The sequence below is a fragment of the Vibrio agarivorans genome (genome assembly GCF_030409635.1).
GTDB classification, from domain to species: Bacteria; Pseudomonadota; Gammaproteobacteria; order Enterobacterales; family Vibrionaceae; genus Vibrio; species Vibrio agarivorans.
Genome location: NZ_JAUFQF010000004.1, coordinates 2228245 through 2249791, shown reverse-complemented (window position 1 = coordinate 2249791; position 21547 = coordinate 2228245). Strand labels below are relative to the sequence as shown.

Here is a 21547-nt window from a genome sequence, read left to right as displayed (position 1 = left end):
CTGTATTATTCTTCGCCTACCATTTTCCAATACTCTGGCTTGCTTTCTAACGAAACCCTCTCAAGCCCTAGCGTCTCGGCATTTCTAATTATTTGATAGGTTTTTGGGTGAATACCTAAGTTTCGGATTAGATTAACAAGCGCATGCTTGGAATCAATCGTAGTTCTCAAACCAAAAGTTATACTGGTAATAGCGTTTTTATTTATAGAGTAAACTTGCCCTCCACACTCAGGTAAGATGAATCGCCACTCCTTTTCGTACGTCCAATCTGACACTTTAACAGAGAGCATTCTCTTGAAAAATTCTTTTGTAGCTGCTGAAGAGCTCCCGAATCCGCTTTCAGCATATAAGAGGTAACTATTCCTTGATATTTGAGATTCGTCTAGATACTTTACTTCTCTCAACCAAGGTAAGCCATTTCCATATGATTTGTTAAATAGTTTAGATGGATCATATCCTATGCAAATACCAGTATGTTCATCTCCGTAATGTGACCACATCGTGGTATTTTCAGCCGTCGATGAAAGTGATAAAACACCCGTATCCTTGCATTTGCTCTCAAAAAAATCTTTGAAGCTATGGGCATATTCTCTTAACTCATCGTTTGGGGTTCCGTCAGGCAAGAACATTTCTTTTCGGATATTCTCTATATTAATTGTTAGCCCTTCATTTTGCCCAAACCATTCGGAGAATTTAGCACAGTGATCGATGAAAGTATCAATGTCAGGAGCAGCATCAGTTAACTTGAACTGGCCATCAAAAGGGTCATTTAGTTGTTCAACCTTAGGAAGCCAAACAGTTTGATTCAAAAGATTTAGGATTGTGTACTTGTCAAAAGCACGATATTTAAACAGTTCAACTGGCAACTTATCTCCCTCCAATGGAGTATCACAGCATACTTTTGCTAACCATCAGCAAAAGTATGCCATTAAGTACATAAATCTAACAAGAGGTGCAGATAACCAAACTCATATCGGGGCAGTTCCGTGTTACGCTGTTCTACCCCCGCCAGCACAGGTCCGGACAGAAACGGCTTAGTGCTACTACGTAATACATTGTCTAAAGAAATATCTGAGATATTGCTTGGAACATTTGTCTATGCCGCCTGCTTCGTGCCACATTCTGGGCAAAATTTAACGGTCGGGTCGAGTAGTGTTGAGCCACAGCCTTCGCACTGAAGAGAATTCATTTTTTTTCTAAGCATCGCGATATGGATTACACAAGGAATCGTTACTCTGTAAGCAGGACCCGCAATATCATACGCCGTCCAGATTCCAGATAGCGTCCACCCGATAGGTCCAGAAAGAATTGATGCTAGTTTTGTAATAGTTCTATTTGTTGCGAAACTTAATCCTCTTCCTAAGATAAATTTCGCAATCTCATTCGCAATGATAAGGGTTAATTGATAAGATTTGAAACCTCCAGCCCTAAACGCTGCAATTAACACAGCAGAAGTCGCACCTCCTTTACTCATTTTGCTATCAGCGCCAACTTCCTCCAAAAGTTTTTGCCTTTCCTCTTCAGACATAGAGTCAAGGGTTCTTTTGAGAATGGCTTCTAGGATTGAATCTTCAATTAAGCTTGTATCCTTGCTCTTGTTATAAGGAACTTTAAGCTTGTCTGCCACGTTGCAAACTATTTCATGGTATGACGGACCCTCCCAACCACGCATCATATTAGCGAATGTATTGCCGCCCATATCTCGTATTTCTTTTGCAATTAAATCCGCATATTTGGAATGATTAGGTGCATGTAGTTTATAAGCGTCTTGTTTGGTCAACTCTTCTGACGTTTTTTTCTTCAAGAAATCGACCAGCTGGGCTAAGTCACTATCACAACTTGCTTCTAGAACAGGGTTCAAATCATAGTCGTATACGTTTGTATTTTTCATCGTCTTATACCTTTTAGCATTGCCAGGCTAGCTATTGCATTTTAGCTACGGTGACAGCTTGGGTTTATTGAGTATTTAAGCAGGATAGAGCTATGACTATACGAGGTCTTGGACTCTCAAATCTGTACATTCTGCGTAGAGCCTATAGTCATCAGTATCTTCGTCGCCCTTTTCAACTTCTAAGCGGTTTATTTCCATTTCATGACTATTGAGACTTTTAAGTGCCGTCCATTTGTATTGTTTTTCTGTAGGAATGCAAGGAAAGTAAACAACTCTCAAAGAACCATCGCTCGCTTCACTTGCAAAAAAATTGTCATCCCTATTGTTAATTTCTGAAATAAGACGAGGGAAAAACCCTCCTTTACCATTGGAGTATTCCTTGCGCATCCGTTTGAGGTTTGCTAGCTCCTTTAGTTCCTCAATAGATAGATACACCTCTAACACGCCCACAGAACTATCGGCTGGATAACTCGCTGTTCCTTGAGCCTCATACATAGATATATTAACCCTTGTCAGAATTTCAAATCTAATGTTGCTACTGATTGCAGAAAAATCTGTTGCCATAAATGCCCCCCCCTTGATTGATGTAATTCACCATATCAAAACGTTATGATATTCCAACCACTTTCTTAAGTTGTTGATACATATCCAGTATTTTTGAAAAATAATCTTATGTTTGTAGCAGGTGGGGGGCTATACAAAAAGAGACCAATCAAGGCATAACTAGAGCGTGAAAATGATTCTGACCCTGCCGAGAAAGACCTAACGATATTTGGGAAAAACGATACATCCAGTTGTTTCAGTAGAAGTACTCAAATTGAAAGCCTGGGAAACTTTGGGGGGTTGAAGGCTAAACAGAGTTGGTCACCACTTTAAAAGAACACATTTCGTCAGCATTAAAAAATTTTGGCTTAATGGTAGCTACCAGTGATGAATTCTTATGGGGTGCTATCATGATGTATGGAATCCACTCCCCTTTAGGCACTCTAAACTTAGTTTAGTGCTGAGATACATGAGGATTCCACCATGCTTTCTACCAATGTTATCGCTATCGATTTAGCCAAAAACGTTCTTCAGATCTGCTACATCAGTGTTCACGGTGAACTACTTTTTAACAAAGCTTTTAGCCGACAAAAAGCTAAAGAGTTCATTATCAACGCAAAGCCCTCCATCCTTGCGATGGAAGGATGTTGTGGGTGCCATTATTGGGGACAGCTCGCTCAGGAGCATGGGCATGATGTCCGAATTATTAACCCTAAAAAAGTGAAAGGTTATTTGGAAGGACACAAGACCGATCACAATGATGCCCTTGCTATTGCTAACTCGGCTATCCAGATCGGCATCAAATACAGCCGTCCAAAGTCTTTAGAGCAGCAATCAATGCAATCACTTGAGAGTAGTCGTCGCTTTTTGTCTCGTAGCGTTGTTTCATTAGGGCAACATATTCGTGGCACACTACTTGGTTACGGAATTGCTAACCCTAGAGGTGAGAAAGGCCTGAAAGCTTCCGTCCGCGAGATCTTAGATAATCCATCATCGGTTCCCACGAATGTTGTATCTGTTCTTTCAATGCTTTGGGAGCAATACAAGCAACTCAAGGCACAGTTGATAGCCTTTGAAAAAGAGAAAAATGCTCTGACTCGGCAGATTGAACCTTGTAAAAGGCTAATGGAGATAGAAGGGGTTGGTGAAACAACAGCATCAATGCTCTACACAACCCTTGGTGATGGTAAGCAGTTCAAGAATGGTAGGCAGGCGTCAGCGTTCGTTGGACTTACTCCAAAACAGCATAGTTCTGGTGGCAAGGTTTTTATGATTGGTATCGATAAGTGTGGCGGCGTTAAGGAGTTGAGATCGTTACTCTATTTAGGTGCTATGTCCTATGTTGGGAGACTACCAGATGAGCCAAGAACACAAAAAGATGCTTGGCTCATCAAGATAATTCAGCGAATTGGATTCAAAAAAGCTTGTATAGCTTTGGCCAACAAAATCGTGAGAACAGCATGGGCAATGCTCCGCCATGAGACCGTTTATAAACCGATTCTACTGAACGCTGATTAAAATAATTTTTGCAAAATGATGAAGCAAAAAAGGTAAGACCAACCTACTGAAAACCTGACCATTCTGTAACGCTAATATAAGCTGATAACACGTTGAGGACAGTAGGTGCGCAAACATCTAAGGCTAGAGGGTAGCTCCCTTAAATAGAAGCCGAATATACGTACGCATCTTAACTTTTATCGCTCGGTCACTTTGCAAATACGTGGATTCCATATACACTTTGGGGCAAACTCGTGTTACACACCCCAGTCAGCACACCTATGGACAAAAATGAGTTTCGACTTATCAGTGTTGGGATTAGTGCAGATAAGGCAAAGTTCTCTCTCGCCTAGAGCAACTCATTCAGGCGAAAACACAACTGGACATCATTGCACAATTTCAGTTTAAGCAACTTGTTACTTAGCCCTTACTCAAAGCCATATTTTTCTTTTCTTCGAATAAATGCATCTTCACCACCTTCAAGAATTTTAGCAGCAAGATTTTGAATATTTTCCTGATCAATAGAGCCTTGATTCTGGATTGGTAAAGTTGCATTTTCATTGTTTGATTCTAAAACACCAATCCATTCTGCATCACCAAAAACTGGTATGTTTGCATTATGAGTTGCAAAGATAAACTGCCTTGTCAATTTGGCGTCTCTAACTTGAGTAACAATTCTTTCTGCAATAAATGCATTGTCTAGATTATCTTCAGGTTGATCTAAAAGTAATGGGTCTTGGTTATCAAGTAAGAGCATATGTAACAAAGCGGTACACTGTTGACCTGTTGATAATGAATCTAGCTTTTTATATTGTGGCTCTTCAGTAGTTGAGACATTCAACTCAATACTAACTAAATCATCGATCTTGAATTCTTCAATTTCCATTATCTGTTCGTTACTGATTTTTGATAATCTTTCGGCAGTCGTAGCGGTCATTCCCCAGTTTTTATTTATTAAAGCATCCCGTCCTTTCTTTATTGTCTCAGCGAGTAAGGGAGCAGAAAACTCATCTACTGCTTTCATCCAAGATAGTCTGCCCTCTGCAACATCAGGTAAACGGTAATCAATGATAAGCTTTATTAATCCAAGTCTATTTTTTTCTGCTGCATAATTAACCCTAATATTGCCTTTTAACTTCCTATTTAACTTCTTAACTCCCTTTTCAAAGGCTGTAGCTCTATCAGTTTTTTTCTTAGACAATTCTGCAAGTAGTTTCTGTCTTTTGGCTATTTCTTTGTCTAATTTAGCCCGTTCTTTCTCAAGCTCCGCTCGCTTAGGTTTTAGCCTTTCAATACTCTTAATTAGATCACGATATTCTTCACCTATTTGTTTCCCAGTTAAACCTTCAACTGGAGCTAATTTTCTAAATTCTTTAGTTATGGCTTCTTCTTGTTTTTCTATGCTTTCTTGAAGTTGCTTATTAAGTAACTCTATCTTTTTTTGGGAGCTTTCAGAATCAAGTTCCATTTTTGTAATAGACTCTTCAATATTTTCTCTAAATTCGACTAAGGCCGCCTTAGTCTTTTCAAATATGTCTTTGTCGGGATAGTCCTGAATCAACTCATCAGTGATAAAATCACTGCATGGAATTGATTCAGAGAACTCTTTCAATGCACTCTTTAAAGTTTCAATTTTTTCTGAAACCGTACTGAAAGTACTTCTTTCCGATTCAACTATTGGCAATAGCTTTAATTGCTGGTCTATTCCAAGTTCCTTGTACCTATTTTCATCTTCTTCATGTGCCTTCAAATCTTCTACATCTGATTCCAAGCTAGAAACACTAGATGTTAAATCAGATATATTTTTTCTTGTTATCACTAAGGATTCTTTAACAGTTGAAATACCAGATTCTTGCTCAATTTTATCTGTGTTTAGGAATCGCTCCACCACCTTCAATTGCTCACTAGAGTCTTTAGCGATTTCGTGGATTTCATTTTGACCGAAGATTTCAATGTCAGGTAATAGATCTTGAGGAGAAAAAGTAGATACAGAGCCACTGTCATCTTTTACTATTGGTGATTCACCATAGCGTCTTGATATTGTATATAGCTTTCCATGTTTTACTGCTGATTTGATAGATAATTCAGCGAAACCAGAGCCAATATTTTGCTTTATAACTTTAAGGTGTTGTGCTTTCGTCTCTTTACTAATGGGCTCTATATCTAAAACATAACGAATTGACTCAATTAAAGTCGACTTACCTGTGCCTCTTCCACCTATTAAAGCATTTAAATGCTCTGAATATTTGATATCAATCCCATCAAGAAAACCTCCAACAAATCTAACGGACTCTATTCTGGAGTAATATTTCTCTTTAACATCAGAGTTAAGGCGTACACGGGATTCTGAATCTGAAAATGCTAATTTAAACGAGGAAAAGCTAGGTGTTGACATTTTTACCAAACAAGTCGCATTTTCTTTTCTTAATGTTTCAGGATCTTCTATATCTTTAGCGTTGATAATCGCAATCTTTTTATCGCGTTTATAATCAGGATTTTTATTTAAAAGAATCTGGTGATTTGCTTGGTCGCCTTGTTCTTTTAAAGCATCTAATGAAGTAGGGATTTGCGCCGCAACTAAGTTTTTATTCTTCCAAATATTGTTTAATTTTTGCTTTAAGACTCCGCTATCATCTGTGCAATGTGCGGCATAAACGAAGCCGCCTTTATCTATAACAGTTGATAGAATAAAGTCAGCACTTTTCGTTGAAGGGGCTGTTCCATTAGATGTATCTATATCAAACTCATACAAATAATTGTTTAACATTTGAATGCTTGTGCTTTCTGGATATAGACAAACCAAGTGTATTTTTTCACTTGATGCGATCTCAAAGCCAGGAAAGACAACGATTCCTTGTGCATTGAAGGTTTCTTTAATTTTTGCTACTGAATCAACATTCCCGTGATCAGCTATTCCTACAACCTTTATTGATTCTTCAAGACAAACCTCTAATAATTTTTGATTATAGTCATCTTCTGAAAAATCCTGATTTTGTCCTCGATACGTTATATAGCTAGCTGGATTTACTTGTAGTGCGCATTTCCAAAATTTTGCCTTAGTGTGTTCGGCAGTCATATTCATATATTTAGTCCTTAAATTTTGCACCGAGGCTTGCAGGGCTTTATAACATTTTAATAGGGATCTGGCCCCTTTTGTCAAAAATGTCGCGCACTACTAAGTCTCTCTAACTATCTAAATAATCGCAGAAAAACTCGCCAAACACCACTAACAAATGCCGAAAAAACGAGCTGACTTGAATACGTCTAATTCGCTCATTTTCATCGTCTTTCTGCACTCATTGCTCGATAATCTGTACATAACGCCAGTACCTTGTATTGCGATGACTACAAAAGAATCATCACTCTTGGGCATAAGAAAAAGTAGGGCAAACAGGATCAGGGTACTGCAGAGGGGACAGCATTCGTAACAAGGAACGGGGCATCTTCTTGTTACATCCCTACCTCAAGGTAACTTTTGACTTTGAAACGACTCCTGGACAGTCATGAATCATCAAAAAGTCATCAATGGTTTTTAAGTTCTGCGATGGCATTTGAGGACCAATGGTAACTGTCTTGATATGTGACAAATCAATTGGAACTTCTGTATAAGTTGTTAAGCCAAGTCTGTGGGGACGATACTTTATAGAGCTATCATTAGCACCATCGATACTGAGCACCCACCGAACTTCTTCTTCGGGTTTAAATGACTGGTTTTTAAAACCTATTAGTGCGGAGATAATCGACTTTACGTACTTTTCCCTGCCATTCGGCGTTGATAGAAGATTGTTTAAAGATTCATCGTCGGCCTTGAGGTTCCTATCTTTAATAACCGCTCTACGCTTGCTGTCAAAGTCATATACACAATTGATTTTTCTTGCATTGGCATCGATAAATCCATCTTCAAACTCAATGCAAACCCCTAAGCCTAGAGTTGTATAAGCTCGCCATTGGCTAATATCATCTTTCAAAGTTGAAGCGCTAAAAGACATCTGATACCTCAGGTGAGTATCAATAGTGGCATCGATTAGCTTGAGGGCGCTTTTACACTGTTCTTCCTCATATTTGAGACCAAGGACCTCAGCGAGAACCTGATGTAACTCAAATCCTTCCATCTCATCATTCATAAAAGCGAGACTACTAAACCAAACTTTTCTAGTTTGAACAATGTGAAACAGTGACTCAATATTTGTGTAATGGAAATAACTCATCTATACGCAATCTCTTGATGCTGAAAGGTCTCTAATTATTGACGTTACACAGATAAGAAATAGTTGGTCAAACAACCTCAACTTGATTTGTGAGGTCGAGCGTTACTGGCACAAAAAGGGGCAAATATGTGTTGATTATTCGAATGGCACTCTTGTTTGGAAACAGTCTGAATAGGCTTTAAACGATTCATAGACATCTTTAGTTAGCTGAGGTTGCCCAGTTAAAATAGATGCGAGAACTGCAACCAATCCATTGACACCATTTGAATTTTTGAGGACTTGCTCTAACATGGGTAACGGATAGCCTTTACTATGTCTTTCGATTACATGTAATCCACCATGTACGTAAGAACTGAGTGGCTTCCACGAGTATTCTTTGAATTCGAGAAGTGGGTCTACAGCATTTTTAGGAGCGTGTTTCTCAAGTTGGCTAATACAGGTCAGTAGGTATATTTCACACATTATGATATCTGCGAGCTAAGCTTCATCATATTTGCCCAAATCTAATTCAGTGAAAAACTTATCGCCTTCCATTAAGTCATCTTCTTTGATGTCGAAAAACCGAGAGTAAACCAGCCTAATTTTATCTTCTTCCGTAAGAGCATCATTTTGCCCTAGCCCTAGCTCTATTGGTGTTACATGTGCAAATTCATCAGCGTGTACAGTAGAAGAAGTCATTCCCTCAAGAAGTTCTTTTTGTGATGGTCGTATTTTACTCATTCTTCACCTCTCAGCACTTGATGACATTAGGGAATGTATAGCATAGTGGATTACAAGACAACACAGCAACCCAATTGACTTTCGCATTGGCTAAGGTATGGCGGGCAAGACTGCTGGCCACTATCCATGAGCATCCTCAGTTATGGCTACCAACGCAGATACCAAGCCAATGGATAGTCGATTGCCGCTGTGTTGGTCGGGGGAAGCATGCACTGGAATACCTTTCTCGTTACCTCTATCGAGGCGTGTTACCCGATAACGATATCATCAAGGTGGATGAGAGTGCGGTGACGTTCCGCTACAAAGAAAGTAAAACCCAGCATGTGGCAATTAACTTCTTGATAATTGCCACATAAAATAAAAAGGCCCCACTTTGGAGCCTACGAACTTTCCATATCAAATTCTGTCATTTTTTGCACTAACTCAAGCTAGAGCTTGAAACTCTTGTGTAGATCGTCCCGTTTTTTAGAGGAGGATTACATCCTACAAGGTAAGCTTTATACATTCTTGCATAGTGAGTCATAGATATTCTTGCTTTCTGAAGCCGTGGACTGTTCCTACCGATTTCAAATCCAAGTTTTGATATTAGCGAATTAAGATATCGCGTAGCTTGAGAGGGGGTTTCAACCCTTCTGAGCTTAAAGTAATCAGGAAAGTATGAATTTAGTATTTTCTCATTCTGATGCAACGCATTAACAAGTCTAACCCTCTCGTCATAGTTCAAAAAGAGCTTGGATTTTTTATCATTAAATTCATAGTATTGAAACAGCACTGAACAGATTAACGACGCTACACGTTGGGTTTCTGGTGAATAGTTTTCTTGTCTCTTCAACCGTTCATCACTTAAGACAAATGGTAAGTGTGCAAACAATACTCGATCAAACTGCCGATGAAAAACAACATCTTTTTCAACCACTTTTGGTAGACTGTAGAATCGTTTAATGTCAAAACGCTCTAAAGATGCTAGATCTTGTGATGTTCTTTGACTGTACATCAATAGTGAGGTCGCCGTTTCGGAAGTAAGATCTCTTGCGTTAGTAACAGCTATTATTTCCCTTCTATTTTTTTCTCTTTTTCTCTTTAAAACATCATGATTTGCTGATTTCCGCTGTTGCTCATCTCTAGTAATGCATGCCACTTCGAAACCCAATTTTTTCAACGTAAACAACAAAGAAATTGGTAGTAACTCATTCAATTTTTGTTTTTGCTGTTCAAATTTTTGCCTTTGTCTTTGCTTGTCATTTGAAGCTGCTAAAAAGTCGGAGTCGATGTACTCACCGTCATTTGAGTAGGAGATGACATCTTTCACAGCAAACAATAATTTTGATGCCAATCTGAAGCGACGAGCAAAGTTAACTAACTCGCGAGGTATATAGGTTCCGTCGCACACGATACAAACCTGGTCTGTATAAGACTTTATGATAGAGAACCCAGCGCCGAGGCAAGGAGATGCGATAATTGCGTTGTAACTGCCTATCTCATCATTTGGGTTTGCTAGGAATGCCGCTTGAGCATCCATCTCTTTGTTATCTGCATGAATAACTAACACTCCATGCTCTCGTGCAACGCTCTCGCAATCAAGCCCGTCACTATTTACATATCCCAAGGCTACAACAGATTCCTTCAGGGTTTTTAGGCTATCGAAGAGAATTACTTTATTAGTAAGTAAAGCCTTCTTTAATGTCTCAGGGTTTTGTAGAAATGTGTTCTTATCTTGAATCGTAGCCTGCATACCGAGATACGGGTTTTTACTACAATCAACAAGAGTTAGGTCACCTCTCAGTGTTCGTAAGAATCCCAACGAAATGTCAGTAAGATCTGCGTCAGCAACTAAAACACGAGGGGCATGTTTTATGATTAAACACAGCGCTTCAAAAACTTTGTCAGCTTGCATCGTTTTAGAGTTTTCACTGCATACTACCGTTTTAAACACTTTTTCAAATTCATCGATAATGATAACTTCTGCATCATAGATCTGGCACAAAAGATGTGGTTTCCAGATGCTGTTTATGACGACAGCAGTAGCATTGGCTTCTCTAAGATATTTTCGGTTCTCATTTTGGTACGAGACTGCCCCAGTCTTGTCACAAAACTGATCAACCAAAGCAATCAAATTCGAGATGTATACAACTCTATTGGTTGATGATGCCTGCTTCGCCATTGGCGAAATTATTTTTTCTGTTTTTCCAGTGCCAGTTGCAGCATAGACAGCGACAGTGCTTAGTTGACTCAGTTGCTCCGAGAGCAAGTCTAAGCTACTCACTTTCATTTCATTGTTAATTTCTGTCTCATGTACGAAGTCTTGCTGAACCATTTTTTCTATTTGTGAAATCCTTCTTTCTATTGCTCTTATCATAGGATTGCGTAACGTTTCATCTGATACGTATTCATCCACAAGGTTTTCTGATGAGCTATAAACTATCGGGATTTTCTTTACTGCCTCCCTAGCCGCATAAATCAAAAATGTGCCATTTCTGGTTAGCTCAAATGACCGAAATAGATAAGCTAGCCGATCTTTTCCTACGGGTGGAAAAACCTCATCGTTGGCTATATCAATCACTTTTACACGATTATGAAATAAATTACCCCTTAATGCTGCGATAGCATTTTTACGGTCATTTCTTGTATCTACAACAAGGGTTACTGCCTGCTGTGCGTTGCGATAATAACTACAAATCTCGTTAACATCTGATACATCGTCTTCGAGTGGCATAACAACGGTATCAAATTCAGTTTTGTACTCTAGATTTGGAGACGCTAAAACTAATACTCGTCTTGATTGACTCTCATTCACTACGCGATGCGCAAAAGGGAAATCTGGTGCTAAAATTGTCATTTTTTATTCTCTTTATTATTGTTTTTATTGAGGGAGAAAAGTGCAATTCGACTGTGATATATATAAGTAACAGGGACAAAATGCACTTTTCTGGTCAGTCAGGCATAAATGCCTGAAGTTCAACTTATGAGCTACTATGTGGGGATGGTTTAGTTGTGATTTTCTCAATTCTACCCTCGAGATAGCCATTCCTAACAAGTAGAGTTTCAATGGTCTGATTCAGGCCATTGAGTTGCTTTTCAAGAGCGTTATTGCACTCTTTCAAGCTATCTCTCTTCACCTCTAATGTAGTGACCTGTCTCTCTAGACCAGCGTTAAGATCCAACTTTTTTTGTTGCTCAGCTAATTGCTCTAGACGTTTGTCATGTTGGATTTTAAGCTCATCATACTCACAATTTAGTTGCTTGTAGGAAAGGCTTAAATCGTTTAACTCTTCTAACTCGACCTGTAAACGATCAATCACCAAGTCTGATTCTAATAACTGTTCAGAACATTTCGCTAGCTCAGAGTGTGCTGATTGGGTTTGACTATTTACAATTGCATAAATATCTTTGTCTACTTCAACCCACAGCCTCTCTATGTCAAGTTGAATTGCTTCTTTCAAAGGTTTGACAAACCAATCGGGCGCATTTCTAACCAATACTTTTTCAGGTTGCGCTGACGTTATAGACGTATAAGCAACTCGTGCTTTAGCGTACTTCCCTCCCGCTGCATTTTGCAGTTGTGATGGGTTTTTAATTGGTTTTCCGTTCGACTCTGCTAACTGGATTGCATCTAGATAATCTTCATATTTGCAACCTAGTTCGGTGTCATAACCAGCGGATTCCATCGCCTTGTTATAAGCTGCTTTCATGTAATCAGTCATAGATAGCTCCTCCGAAATGAGTTAAATGCTCGTTAGTAAGTTCGTATGTACGTAAGTAAGTCCGTGAGTTAGTAAGCTTCATGACTCACCCTCCCTCGTTTTTGCTTCTAACCACTGCTCAATAGTGCTAGCTCTCCAACCAACCACCTGATCAGACAATTGGATCGGTTGTGTGATAATGCCCGACTTTCTCCAGCGCCAGAGTGTCGTAGTCGTCACACCTAGAATTTGCGCCACTTCTTTTTGTCTTAAAAATTTATCTTCCATTTTCTTCTTCTTATTTTGTTTTTGAACTTGACGCTATAGTAAGTAATCCGTTGTAATGACATAAGAATCATAATTACCTTAAACCCTATTGACAGACGAGATGAAACTGTGGGTAATGAATTACGTAAAGAAATGAAAATAGCGATAGACCAGCTTGAAGTTCGTGCGAAGTTAGAAGGAAGGCGTATAGTCAAAGCGAAAGGGGTAAAAAACATTTTTATTGGCGAGGCATATAAGGATATAAAGCTAAACCTAAAGATATCGTCAGTGCTGGCCTGTGAAATGACTTTTTCGAAAAAGTATGAAAAATCATCACCGTCTTCTGTTCTAGAGTTGATCTATGCTTGCCGCGGATTGAACAATACCATTGAACAACTTCAGCGTTTCCAGCTTTCAAATTTAATGTCATATCCAATTGATGTGATTGATTATGTTGACACACTAGAACAAGAACTATCGTTTGCAAAAGGACGTACATATGAAAGACGTTCTTCATCAACAAAAAATTCAATCCCCTTCTGTGCTCTGTGCTGGAAACGTACGTTTTCATCAGATTACTACTGTAAAGATCACCATAGCACCCGAAATCATGCGATTCACAAACAGGCGAAGAATCAGCTTTTTACAGCAATAAAAACGCTATGCGATGATGAAAGTACCCTGGAAAAGTATGACTATTACCAAAAGGGATATTTGAAAGGCGGCAGATTAGCGCACAACCTTTACAGTTGGACAGCGAGCTTCGCTCCTAACATTCAAATACCGATAGTCAGTCACACTCTTTCTGACAACCCTTTCGATAAGACAATTGCTTCAACTATCCAAACAGTCAAAAAAATCTACCCTATAACAGCAAGCAAACTAGCTCCAACACTTGAAAATAAAACTGTTTCCGATTTGAAGGTGTGGATCATCAAAATCATAGATACTTTAGATTCAACAGAGGCCACAGTCTGGGCATATAAAGACGTTGAACTGTGGCTAAAGAAGTCATCAGAACAAGAGTTACTCTCAACACTACTGAATGTTCTACGCAGGTATGAAGCTTTTAAGACGATTCAGAGCGCTACGTCTACTAGCGGTCCGACAAAAGGTAAAAACGCTAATGTGGAGCTTAGGGAAAGCATACAGCGGCTAGCTAAGCAGCAGAGAGAACAAACAGGAAAGGTGAATCAATCAGAAATAGCTAGGAAACTGGATCTATCCCGACAAAGAATTAGCATGTTGATGAAAGAACTAGAAGGCAAAGCCTAGGGTCATAAACACTGAAAGCGGTACGCTGTATTCAGAATGCAGATTGAAAAGGGCTTTCAACTAATTACATTAAGCAACACGCTTACTTGACTAGTTACTTGACTAGAAATGGCAGAAAACAAAAAGGGGTTAGCAAGTACTAACCTGCTAACCCCCGAAATAAATGGCACGCCCTGTAGGATTCGAACCTACGACCACATCCTTAGAAGGGACGTGCTCTATCCAGCTGAGCTAAGGGCGCGCTACAGGGATGTAGTATAAGGCGAGAATCGTGTAAATCAACGGGTTTATTCAACTTTACTAATCAAGTGCTTAATTTTAAATCACGAATTGTCTAACTGTTGGTTTTTAACACAACGCAAACGTTTGCCTATAGATGTTATCAATTAGATCTGCGACAATACTTGCCGATATATGACCATAAAATCGAAAGGAATGTCATGTCTGCTCAAAATATTGATGGAAAGCTGATTTCTCAAACTGTTCGTTCAGAAGTTGGGGCTCGTGTGAAGGCTCGACTGGATGCTGGTTTACGTGCTCCTGGGTTAGCTGTTGTGTTGGTAGGTGAAGATCCTGCTTCGCAAGTTTATGTGGGCAGTAAGCGCCGTGCGTGTGAAGAAGTCGGTTTTGTTTCTAAATCTTTTGACTTACCCGCAACGACTTCAGAAGAAGAGTTGCTGTCACTGGTGGAAGAATTAAACAATGACCCTGAGATTGACGGCATCTTGGTTCAATTGCCATTACCAGCGGGTATTGATGACACTAAAGTGCTTGAGAGTATCACTCCAGAAAAAGATGTTGATGGCTTCCACCCATATAATGTTGGTCGTCTTGCGCAACGTATTCCTAAATTACGCTCTTGTACACCGAAAGGCATCATTACCTTGCTAGAGCGCTACAACATCGAAACTCGCGGCAAACATGCCGTTGTGGTTGGTGCTTCAAACATTGTTGGTCGCCCAATGACATTGGAATTGCTGCTCGCGGGTTGTACAACAACCACATGTCATCGCTTCACCAAAGATCTTGAAGGGCATGTACGCCAAGCCGATATTGTTGTCGTCGCTGTCGGTAAACCTAACTTCATTCCAGGTGCATGGATTAAGAAAGGCGCTGTTGTAATCGATGTTGGTATTAATCGTCTTGATAGCGGTAAGTTAGTCGGCGATGTCGAATATAACGTAGCAAAAGAGAACGCGAGCTTCATAACGCCAGTACCTGGAGGCGTTGGCCCAATGACCGTAGCAAGCCTAATTGAAAATACGATGATTGCTTGTGAGCAGTTTCATACCAAATAATCACCGTTGCTGAAGATAATTAAGCCCTCCCATTGCGGAGGGCTTTTTATTCGGTTCCATTCGTGAAATACAATGGATAGTGACGTCTGACAAATCCTTGCTGATGCATCATGTCTTTGAAGCTTGGCCCAGTAAACAGTTCAACAATCAATTCATTCCCTTCGACTCGCAGCACTTGGCCCTCTAGATCTAAAGAATGCCCGCCTTTTAGCGCGATACGTCCTGTCACCATAATACCCGGTAAATACACTTCGGGGTGACGCATTTCAACACGCACTCCCCCTTCCGAAAGCTCGTTGACATGAAAGTGCTGATCATCCAAACGAATCACAGGTCTCGCGCGTTTTGGGTAGCGCAGGCGAAAATGACGGCGTTTTTGCTCAAATTCTGGAAGCGCTGTTACAGATGGCAAAACTAATTCTCCTTAATTAGATAAAAATTGAGTCAAAGATCGTTTAGAATGCATAATACTCAAGAATATCAGACCATAAATCAATGATTTCGGACATATTTACTAAAAACACATTAGTGTTGGGGATAGTCATCGCCCTAAGTGCTTGCTCTCACAACCAAGCAACGCAACTTGGTATGCGTGGCAGCACAGTTAACGTTTATGCCCAAGGCATGACTAACATTCAGTTGTGTGAAACTTTGTACTACGGCCGCAGCACAACGCAAACTCAAGTTGCAATCGGTGCTGAATTTAATCGACGTAACTTGAGTAAGTCTTGGTGTGATGAGCAGTATAAAATGTGGTATCTCGAACGTGCCGCCAAATCACTGCTTGCTGCATCAGAGGCAAAGTCTGATGCAGAAGCGGCTGTTCAACCAGTAACAATGGACTGAGCTAACAAAACTATTAGCCCTTAACCATTAGTACTGTTTGATGACTTGAGAAGATGGGATGCGGTGTCTTGAGCTGTAGATACCATCATCGGCTTTTACACCGCAAGAAATTACCATGGTGATCTCTTCATCTTGGCTTAGCTTTAATTCTGCTTTAATGCGCTTAGAGTCAAACCCTTCCATTGGACAAGTGTCGTAGCCCATATCCTGCATCGCTAACATGAAAGTCATTGATGCCAGTGATGTGCTTTTGTGTAAACAAACACGTAAATCAGCTTTGCTCACTTCACGAACCATCGGTTTATTACGCCCTACCCACCAGCTATAACACTGACGAAGTAATCCTCGAACACCCAATTTATCGTTGTTGTATAACGTTGGAATCAACTTGTCGTAATATTGCAGCGCTCGTTTTGCGATAGCATCATCACGACCTTCAAAAGCGTCTCGCACTTGTTGCGCATTGAGCTCCGCTCTTTCTCGCCAATATTGAGGTGTTGTGGTGATAACCACCAATTCATTCGCGGTTTTTGCGGCATTTTGACCCATGCAGTAGTGAGCGATCTTTGCCCTCACCTCTTCGCTAATTACGCGATGAAACTTCCACAACTGCATGTTGCTGCTGTTAGGGCTTAATAGTGCTAATTCGAGTGCCTTTTGCACATCGTCATGGTTGAATTGAGCACTTGGGTCATATTTACGAACAGAACGACGGGCATGAAGAAGTTCACTGAGAGTTTTGATGTCTTGCATTTGAAACTTACTGCTGATTTTTAACTGGCGCGATTATACGCAACTTACTGCAAAAATACTCTGACTTATGCACTCTACCCCTTACTGCATATGACTTGGTCACAAATAATTCATAATAAAAAATTCACAGAACATTCATTAATTTACCCCTTTAAGTACATCTAGGAATGAATTTAGACAAAAATAGTATAAAAACGAGTTTGACGGTTAAATATTCGCCATCTAGATTTTTATCTCTAGTCCACAAAAACATAGGGGAATGTTATGAGACGCGCGAGTACATCTTATCGTTTGCAGTTGATCAAAGAAGCGGCTTTAAAGACTCAAGGAGTGCAAACGCACGACCCTATGGCAGACTATATCCATCACCTGATGGAGGAACGACCGGATAAAGATAGTGTTATTGAAGCCAACACCAGATTCAGCGGAGCACACTTCGATGAAAGCGCTGGTGGTTGGGTCAGTGACATGTGGAATATGAAATAGCAAGTTTTGACCACTTTACCGCATTTATTCATGAAGCCCTCGAAAATGAGGGCTTCAATATATTTAGCACCTGAGCTTTAAAAACCAGAACCTAAATTAAAATAGAAGGCATTTTCATCGTCACTAAATGCAAAGTCCATTCCCATATGGATGCCATACCGTCTTGCGATTTGGTAGCGAAAACCGACCCCGTATGCCCACTCGTTCTCTGAGTATAGATTTGACGCCTGATCAGCAACACTGCCAACTCCACCAAAACCTAATAGTGACCAACGGGGACCGATGTGCCACATTAGCTGGGCTTGCAGAGTTGATACCGTATCACCAGAGTAGGCATAAGCAGCAATGCCACGCATATCAATATAGGGCTTAGCCAATGGGGGCAGGGAAAGACCAGGAAAGTTTGGCGCGTTGGATTCTTCCTTTTGCTCTAAAGAATCTAACGTAGCATACCCTACCAATGTAAAGCGTGAGGATAAGGGTTGGTATTTTGTCACACTGAATGCAAAGGTATCGTATTCAAAATCACTACCGAAAGCGTCACGATACCATTTGTATTCCGTTTCAATACTCATTCCTTCGGTCGGGAAAAAGAAGCTATTCGTCGTATCGTACTCTAGCGTTATTCCTAGCCCGGATGTCGTTGAGCTCTCTCCAAAGCGTCGTTTAAAAATTGCATCGACAAAATTATTGCTTGAGCGGATTTCTGAACGAATGTAACTCTGAGAAAATCCCAAAAACAAATCACTGTCATCCATACGAAACTGAAGGTGCTGTATACCACCAAGCCCTTTGGTATCTGTCTCTATTGTGCGTTCAAACAATCCACCCACATCGACAAAAGCATTCCCATACCCCGCTCCCCCCATATAACGAATAGAATCCTGCTTCCAAGTCCGTCGATGACCAAACGCAGCAAACCAAGTACCGTTTTCAGTTGCAGCGCCACCGAACACCGTTACAGCAGGAGGAATTAGCCGTGCACCACCATCGAGAGAGTGTAATGCCTGCTTCTTACGCTTCTCTTTCTCTTGCTCATTTTCATGAAGAAATACACCGAACATGCCTGCACCAAATCCCACTGCGGGTTCAGTAATAACAATCGGTACGGGTAAGAATCCGTAAGCGTTTTCTGCTAGATACTCCCCCATATCGAACATACCGTCGATTGGATCAGTAAATGTAGAAGCATGGCTAGAAAATGAAATGAGGCTGATAGACGTAAAAGCAAGGCAGAGCGTCTTTTTCATGGTCGAGGGTCCTTCTCCCGATCAATCAAAAAGCGACTCTTGGGGTCCGTTTGAATCGTCTTCTTGAGGGTGATTTATCTTATCTTTCATCATTTTGCGACGATATCGCTGGCGACACAAATGAATAATATGTTTCTGCTCTCGCGGTGTGAAGTTAAGCCAGTTAAAGCGCTCTTCCCTTTTTCGCATACACCCTTTGCAATAACCACGCTCATCAGTGCTACACACTCCGATACAAGGGCTAGGTATATTAAAAAACTCAAGTTGTTCCTTCACTAAAGTTCCTCTCTGCTCTCTACCTAAGGGAGTTATTGCAACATTTCATCTATACTATATGCAATCATGACAGTGCGCTAACAAAAACACTGTTTTATTATATACAATTCAACACATTGCTAGTTGGCACTTACGCCATTTATTTTTTGGAGTTTATCCTATGAAGCTTAGTTCAAAATCACTGCTCGCAGCAATCACATTACCTGTGCTACTGACTGCTTGCCAGAGTAATGGAGAGAGTATGGAATTGACAGCGACTGATTTCCAACACCACAACTGGGAGTTGGTACAAATTGATGGTCAAGATATCACACTTGAAAATGAGCAAGCGGCACCACGCCTTGAAATCGGCGAAAACATGACAGCCAATGGTAACGCGGGTTGTAACAACTTTTTCGGCCAAGCTGAACTTAAAGACAATCAAATTCGCATCGACAAAATGGGCATGACAATGAAAATGTGCCCTGACGCTGCAATGGAAATTGAGCAAGCGATGTCGAAAACGTTAATGGAATGGAGTGACGTGACTCTAACGAAAGAACAGATGGTTCTTTCAAACGGCATTCATACGCTAACGTTTAACTTGCGTGACTGGGTAAATTAATTCCATTACTCCGTTCGTTAAAAGAAAGGCTCGCAATTGGTTTGCGAGCCTTTATGATTTTGTCATACTGAGCTTGACTCAGTATCTACTCAAGGCGCACTCTCCGCCCTTTTCTTGTGCTGTAACTAGACCCTGAAACAAATTCAGGGTGACTGGCTAATGAATAACAACCAGAATAAAAATTTGATAAGTTACAACTAACAAAAGTTAAGAGAACGAGCCCACATAAAAATTAAGAAAGGACTAATGTTTTATAATGGCTTACGCTCAAACAACATCACCTTCAAACTCGCCTCCGCGTCTATATCTGCAAACTCTGGAGGGTTGTCTAGACGTTCAACAAACTGAATCTCTGGCGCTTCTTCTTGCATTGAATCAACAATGAACTCACTGCCCACTGCGGGTGAATTGACACATGCCATCACTTTACCGTTCTCAGTAAGCAAATCAGGCAAGCGGCGTAAGATCTTTTTATAGTCTTTGGTTAGCGCAAAACTGCCTTTCTGAAATGATGGCGGATCAATAATGACCAGATCATAAGGGCCATTTTTCTTGATTTTTCCCCACGACTTAAAGATGTCATGCGCCATAAATTTTACTTGCTGAACCTTGTGTCCATTCAGTTTATGGTTTTCGCGCCCCTTGCTTAGTGACGCCCCTGCCATATCCAGATTCACCACTTGATCAGCACCACCCGCAATCGCCGCAACTGAAAAGCCACAAGTATAGGCAAACAGATTAAGTACGTTTGCATGTTTCGCGTTCTGTTGTACCCACTCTCGGCCCAAGCGCATATCAAAGAACAAGCCCGCATTTTGGTTCGAGCCAAGGTGAAGCTGATATTTCAAGCCATTTTCAACCACAACAGGTCGTGATTCTAGCTCACCGCTAATGACTTCTGCTGGTGCTCCTGATTCGTATCGGTGCTGCAATAAGATACAACGCCCTTCGCGCTGTTGCCAAAGGTCACCCTCTGCCAAAGCAACCAGTGCTTGTCGTAGTGCATTGAGAAACTCTTCATCCACCGCCTTAAACAGGCTCACGACGAGTTGACCTTGCAGCCAGTCACAAGTTATCTGCTCAAGCCCTTCCCAACGACGACCACGACCATGAAACAGCCTGCGAACTTCATCCGGTGCGACTTGTAGTGCTTGCTCTACCTGTGTGATGAATGTAGAGAGTTGTTGTAACTGCATGTATTTAACCTGTAATTGATTTTGGTAATGTTGGCCATGAGAGTTGCCAAGGTGACGCCCATTTCTGAACCGCTTCGACCACTTTAGGGGCTTGCCATAATTCTCCCGTGCTGTCAGTACATGGGTCGACTTTCAATCGATATGTCTTTCCCTGATACTCAAAGCCGATACAGAATGCGTGTAAATAGCCTCGATCAGCCTCGCTCTGTGGATTGTAAATCGGATCACCTACAATCGCTGAACCGACTGACTTAACTGCAACACGGATCTGGTGTGTTTTGCCAGTATAGGGCTTGCAGAGAAATAATCGTTGCCCTGCGCTTGTTGCCTGGGTAAAAAACTGCGTCACGGCCGGATTTTCAGTGGTCGGGTTTAGCTTCCACGCAGAACGACGTGAACGGCTCATATCACCACATATTAGGCCTTGTTTCTTCTTGGGCTTTTTATCCGCGATAGCAAGGTAGTATTTTTCAACTTCTCGCTGAGCAAACTTGGATGATAGTTCAGACGCTGCAGCGCCGGTTTTAGCCAACAACAGAAGACCGGATGTCATTTTGTCGAGTCGATGAACTAAATACAATGAGTCACACCCAAGTTGCTGACTCACTTCTTCCACCAACATGGTATCGCCATCATCTTTGTGTACAGACACATTGGGATGTTTGTTTATCACCACAAAATCAGGTGCATCAAAAACTATATCGAACATAAGCCCTCACTATTTGTCGCGCAGTATACCCACTCAACGCAAATACTT

General features: G+C 40.8%; 22 protein-coding genes, 1 tRNA gene and 1 pseudogene. 7 read left to right on the top strand and 17 right to left on the bottom strand.

Annotated features, from left to right (window positions below; all coding sequences use genetic code 11):
• Positions 1-5 precede the first annotated feature (5 nt).
• The 3 genes from QWZ05_RS18905 to QWZ05_RS18895 form a co-directional block, all read right to left on the bottom strand.
• Positions 6-866, bottom strand: a complete 861-nt coding sequence (locus QWZ05_RS18905) for a DUF2971 domain-containing protein (protein ID WP_290300043.1) — start codon at positions 864-866, stop codon at positions 6-8.
• 230 nt (positions 867-1096) lie between these two features.
• On the bottom strand, positions 1097-1891 hold the full coding sequence (locus QWZ05_RS18900; protein ID WP_290300041.1) for a YaaW family protein: 795 nt from the start codon (positions 1889-1891) through the stop codon (positions 1097-1099).
• A 96-nt stretch (positions 1892-1987) separates the two neighbouring features.
• Positions 1988-2455: a hypothetical protein gene (locus QWZ05_RS18895; RefSeq protein ID WP_290300039.1), complete on the bottom strand. Its 468-nt coding sequence runs from the start codon at positions 2453-2455 to the stop codon at positions 1988-1990.
• 462 nt (positions 2456-2917) lie between these two features.
• Between QWZ05_RS18895 and QWZ05_RS18890 the strand changes: the two genes are divergently transcribed.
• Entirely contained in the window at positions 2918-3952 is a 1035-nt protein-coding gene (locus QWZ05_RS18890) for an IS110 family RNA-guided transposase (RefSeq protein WP_290300037.1), read from the top strand.
• Between the two features lie 406 nt (positions 3953-4358).
• Here the strand turns inward: QWZ05_RS18890 and QWZ05_RS18885 are convergent, their stop codons facing one another.
• The 4 genes from QWZ05_RS18885 to QWZ05_RS18875 form a co-directional block, all read right to left on the bottom strand.
• Positions 4359-7013 carry a TrlF family AAA-like ATPase gene (locus QWZ05_RS18885; RefSeq protein ID WP_290300035.1) on the bottom strand — a complete coding sequence of 885 codons (2655 nt, stop codon included), beginning with the start codon at positions 7011-7013 and terminating at the stop codon, positions 4359-4361.
• A gap of 376 nt (positions 7014-7389) precedes the next feature.
• The gene (locus tag QWZ05_RS18880) at positions 7390-8139 is read right to left on the bottom strand and encodes a DUF2971 domain-containing protein (RefSeq protein WP_290300033.1); all 750 of its coding nucleotides are present in this window, start codon (positions 8137-8139) and stop codon (positions 7390-7392) included.
• A 135-nt stretch (positions 8140-8274) separates the two neighbouring features.
• Positions 8275-8601 (bottom strand): DUF6988 family protein, encoded by a 327-nt coding sequence (locus QWZ05_RS22400; protein WP_390215911.1) that lies wholly within the window; start codon positions 8599-8601, stop codon positions 8275-8277.
• Positions 8602-8616: 15 nt separating this feature from the next.
• Positions 8617-8859 carry a hypothetical protein gene (locus QWZ05_RS18875; protein ID WP_290300031.1) on the bottom strand — a complete coding sequence of 81 codons (243 nt, stop codon included), beginning with the start codon at positions 8857-8859 and terminating at the stop codon, positions 8617-8619.
• An 80-nt stretch (positions 8860-8939) separates the two neighbouring features.
• On the opposite strand from QWZ05_RS18875, the pseudogene QWZ05_RS18870 reads away from it, so the two are divergent.
• Positions 8940-9176 (top strand): annotated as a pseudogene (locus QWZ05_RS18870) (transposase); the annotation flags it as partial.
• A 101-nt stretch (positions 9177-9277) separates the two neighbouring features.
• Here QWZ05_RS18870 and QWZ05_RS18865 read toward each other — a convergent pair.
• The 3 genes from QWZ05_RS18865 to QWZ05_RS18855 form a co-directional block, all read right to left on the bottom strand.
• Positions 9278-11695, bottom strand: coding sequence for a DEAD/DEAH box helicase family protein (locus QWZ05_RS18865; protein ID WP_290300029.1), 2418 nt, complete (start codon positions 11693-11695; stop codon positions 9278-9280).
• A gap of 124 nt (positions 11696-11819) precedes the next feature.
• Entirely contained in the window at positions 11820-12560 is a 741-nt protein-coding gene (locus QWZ05_RS18860; RefSeq protein WP_290300027.1) for a hypothetical protein, read from the bottom strand.
• 78 nt (positions 12561-12638) lie between these two features.
• Positions 12639-12827, bottom strand: coding sequence for a helix-turn-helix transcriptional regulator (locus tag QWZ05_RS18855; RefSeq protein ID WP_290300025.1), 189 nt, complete (start codon positions 12825-12827; stop codon positions 12639-12641).
• 108 nt (positions 12828-12935) lie between these two features.
• Here QWZ05_RS18855 and QWZ05_RS18850 point away from each other — a divergent pair, with 108 nt between their 5' ends.
• Positions 12936-14081: a hypothetical protein gene (locus QWZ05_RS18850; protein ID WP_290300023.1), complete on the top strand. Its 1146-nt coding sequence runs from the start codon at positions 12936-12938 to the stop codon at positions 14079-14081.
• Positions 14082-14245: 164 nt separating this feature from the next.
• Here QWZ05_RS18850 and QWZ05_RS18845 read toward each other — a convergent pair.
• A tRNA-Arg gene (locus tag QWZ05_RS18845) sits at positions 14246-14322 on the bottom strand.
• Positions 14323-14521: 199 nt separating this feature from the next.
• On the opposite strand from QWZ05_RS18845, the gene folD reads away from it, so the two are divergent.
• Positions 14522-15379, top strand: a complete 858-nt coding sequence (gene folD / locus QWZ05_RS18840; RefSeq protein ID WP_290300021.1) for a bifunctional methylenetetrahydrofolate dehydrogenase/methenyltetrahydrofolate cyclohydrolase FolD — start codon at positions 14522-14524, stop codon at positions 15377-15379.
• Between the two features lie 46 nt (positions 15380-15425).
• Here folD and QWZ05_RS18835 read toward each other — a convergent pair whose 3' ends face one another.
• Complete coding sequence (locus QWZ05_RS18835; protein ID WP_290300019.1) at positions 15426-15791, bottom strand: PilZ domain-containing protein; 366 nt, start codon at positions 15789-15791, stop codon at positions 15426-15428.
• An 83-nt stretch (positions 15792-15874) separates the two neighbouring features.
• Between QWZ05_RS18835 and QWZ05_RS18830 the strand changes: the two genes are divergently transcribed.
• Positions 15875-16225: a Rossmann-fold NAD(P)-binding domain-containing protein gene (locus QWZ05_RS18830; RefSeq protein WP_290300016.1), complete on the top strand. Its 351-nt coding sequence runs from the start codon at positions 15875-15877 to the stop codon at positions 16223-16225.
• A 27-nt stretch (positions 16226-16252) separates the two neighbouring features.
• On the opposite strand, the gene QWZ05_RS18825 is transcribed toward QWZ05_RS18830, so the two are convergent.
• The gene (locus tag QWZ05_RS18825; protein WP_290300015.1) at positions 16253-16978 is read right to left on the bottom strand and encodes a nitroreductase family protein; all 726 of its coding nucleotides are present in this window, start codon (positions 16976-16978) and stop codon (positions 16253-16255) included.
• Positions 16979-17242: 264 nt separating this feature from the next.
• Between QWZ05_RS18825 and QWZ05_RS18820 the strand changes: the two genes are divergently transcribed.
• Positions 17243-17464 carry a hypothetical protein gene (locus tag QWZ05_RS18820; RefSeq protein ID WP_264877308.1) on the top strand — a complete coding sequence of 74 codons (222 nt, stop codon included), beginning with the start codon at positions 17243-17245 and terminating at the stop codon, positions 17462-17464.
• Positions 17465-17541: 77 nt separating this feature from the next.
• Here QWZ05_RS18820 and QWZ05_RS18815 read toward each other — a convergent pair whose 3' ends face one another.
• Both QWZ05_RS18815 and QWZ05_RS18810 read right to left on the bottom strand, forming a co-directional pair.
• On the bottom strand, positions 17542-18714 hold the full coding sequence (locus QWZ05_RS18815; RefSeq protein ID WP_290300013.1) for a BamA/TamA family outer membrane protein: 1173 nt from the start codon (positions 18712-18714) through the stop codon (positions 17542-17544).
• Positions 18715-18735: 21 nt separating this feature from the next.
• Entirely contained in the window at positions 18736-18990 is a 255-nt protein-coding gene (locus QWZ05_RS18810) for a DUF1289 domain-containing protein (protein WP_264877306.1), read from the bottom strand.
• A 160-nt stretch (positions 18991-19150) separates the two neighbouring features.
• On the opposite strand from QWZ05_RS18810, the gene QWZ05_RS18805 reads away from it, so the two are divergent.
• On the top strand, positions 19151-19594 hold the full coding sequence (locus QWZ05_RS18805; RefSeq protein WP_264877305.1) for an META domain-containing protein: 444 nt from the start codon (positions 19151-19153) through the stop codon (positions 19592-19594).
• Between the two features lie 251 nt (positions 19595-19845).
• On the opposite strand, the gene QWZ05_RS18800 is transcribed toward QWZ05_RS18805, so the two are convergent.
• Both QWZ05_RS18800 and QWZ05_RS18795 read right to left on the bottom strand, forming a co-directional pair.
• Positions 19846-20790, bottom strand: a complete 945-nt coding sequence (locus QWZ05_RS18800; RefSeq protein WP_290300011.1) for a class I SAM-dependent methyltransferase — start codon at positions 20788-20790, stop codon at positions 19846-19848.
• Between the two features lie 4 nt (positions 20791-20794).
• Positions 20795-21499 carry a TIGR01621 family pseudouridine synthase gene (locus tag QWZ05_RS18795; RefSeq protein ID WP_290300009.1) on the bottom strand — a complete coding sequence of 235 codons (705 nt, stop codon included), beginning with the start codon at positions 21497-21499 and terminating at the stop codon, positions 20795-20797.
• Between the last annotated feature and the right edge of the window lie 48 nt (positions 21500-21547).

Bases quoted from the DNA above. Each gene is read 5' to 3' on its own strand.
- QWZ05_RS18875 (WP_290300031.1), bottom strand. From the start codon at position 8,859: ATGAGTAAAATACGACCATCACAAAAAGAACTTCTTGAGGGAATGACT.
- QWZ05_RS18885 (WP_290300035.1), bottom strand. From the start codon at position 7,013: ATGAATATGACTGCCGAACACACTAAGGCAAAATTTTGGAAATGCGCA.
- folD (WP_290300021.1), top strand. From the start codon at position 14,522: ATGTCTGCTCAAAATATTGATGGAAAGCTGATTTCTCAAACTGTTCGT.
- QWZ05_RS18825 (WP_290300015.1), bottom strand. From the start codon at position 16,978: ATGCAAGACATCAAAACTCTCAGTGAACTTCTTCATGCCCGTCGTTCT.
- QWZ05_RS18880 (WP_290300033.1), bottom strand. From the start codon at position 8,139: ATGAGTTATTTCCATTACACAAATATTGAGTCACTGTTTCACATTGTT.
- QWZ05_RS18900 (WP_290300041.1), bottom strand. From the start codon at position 1,891: ATGAAAAATACAAACGTATACGACTATGATTTGAACCCTGTTCTAGAA.
- QWZ05_RS18860 (WP_290300027.1), bottom strand. From the start codon at position 12,560: ATGACTGATTACATGAAAGCAGCTTATAACAAGGCGATGGAATCCGCT.
- QWZ05_RS18890 (WP_290300037.1), top strand. From the start codon at position 2,918: ATGCTTTCTACCAATGTTATCGCTATCGATTTAGCCAAAAACGTTCTT.
- QWZ05_RS18805 (WP_264877305.1), top strand. From the start codon at position 19,151: ATGAAGCTTAGTTCAAAATCACTGCTCGCAGCAATCACATTACCTGTG.
- QWZ05_RS18820 (WP_264877308.1), top strand. From the start codon at position 17,243: ATGAGACGCGCGAGTACATCTTATCGTTTGCAGTTGATCAAAGAAGCG.
- QWZ05_RS18855 (WP_290300025.1), bottom strand. From the start codon at position 12,827: ATGGAAGATAAATTTTTAAGACAAAAAGAAGTGGCGCAAATTCTAGGT.
- QWZ05_RS18795 (WP_290300009.1), bottom strand. From the start codon at position 21,499: ATGTTCGATATAGTTTTTGATGCACCTGATTTTGTGGTGATAAACAAA.
- QWZ05_RS18815 (WP_290300013.1), bottom strand. From the start codon at position 18,714: ATGAAAAAGACGCTCTGCCTTGCTTTTACGTCTATCAGCCTCATTTCA.
- QWZ05_RS18800 (WP_290300011.1), bottom strand. From the start codon at position 20,790: ATGCAGTTACAACAACTCTCTACATTCATCACACAGGTAGAGCAAGCA.
- QWZ05_RS22400 (WP_390215911.1), bottom strand. From the start codon at position 8,601: ATGTGTGAAATATACCTACTGACCTGTATTAGCCAACTTGAGAAACAC.
- QWZ05_RS18895 (WP_290300039.1), bottom strand. From the start codon at position 2,455: ATGGCAACAGATTTTTCTGCAATCAGTAGCAACATTAGATTTGAAATT.
- QWZ05_RS18865 (WP_290300029.1), bottom strand. From the start codon at position 11,695: ATGACAATTTTAGCACCAGATTTCCCTTTTGCGCATCGCGTAGTGAAT.
- QWZ05_RS18830 (WP_290300016.1), top strand. From the start codon at position 15,875: ATGATTTCGGACATATTTACTAAAAACACATTAGTGTTGGGGATAGTC.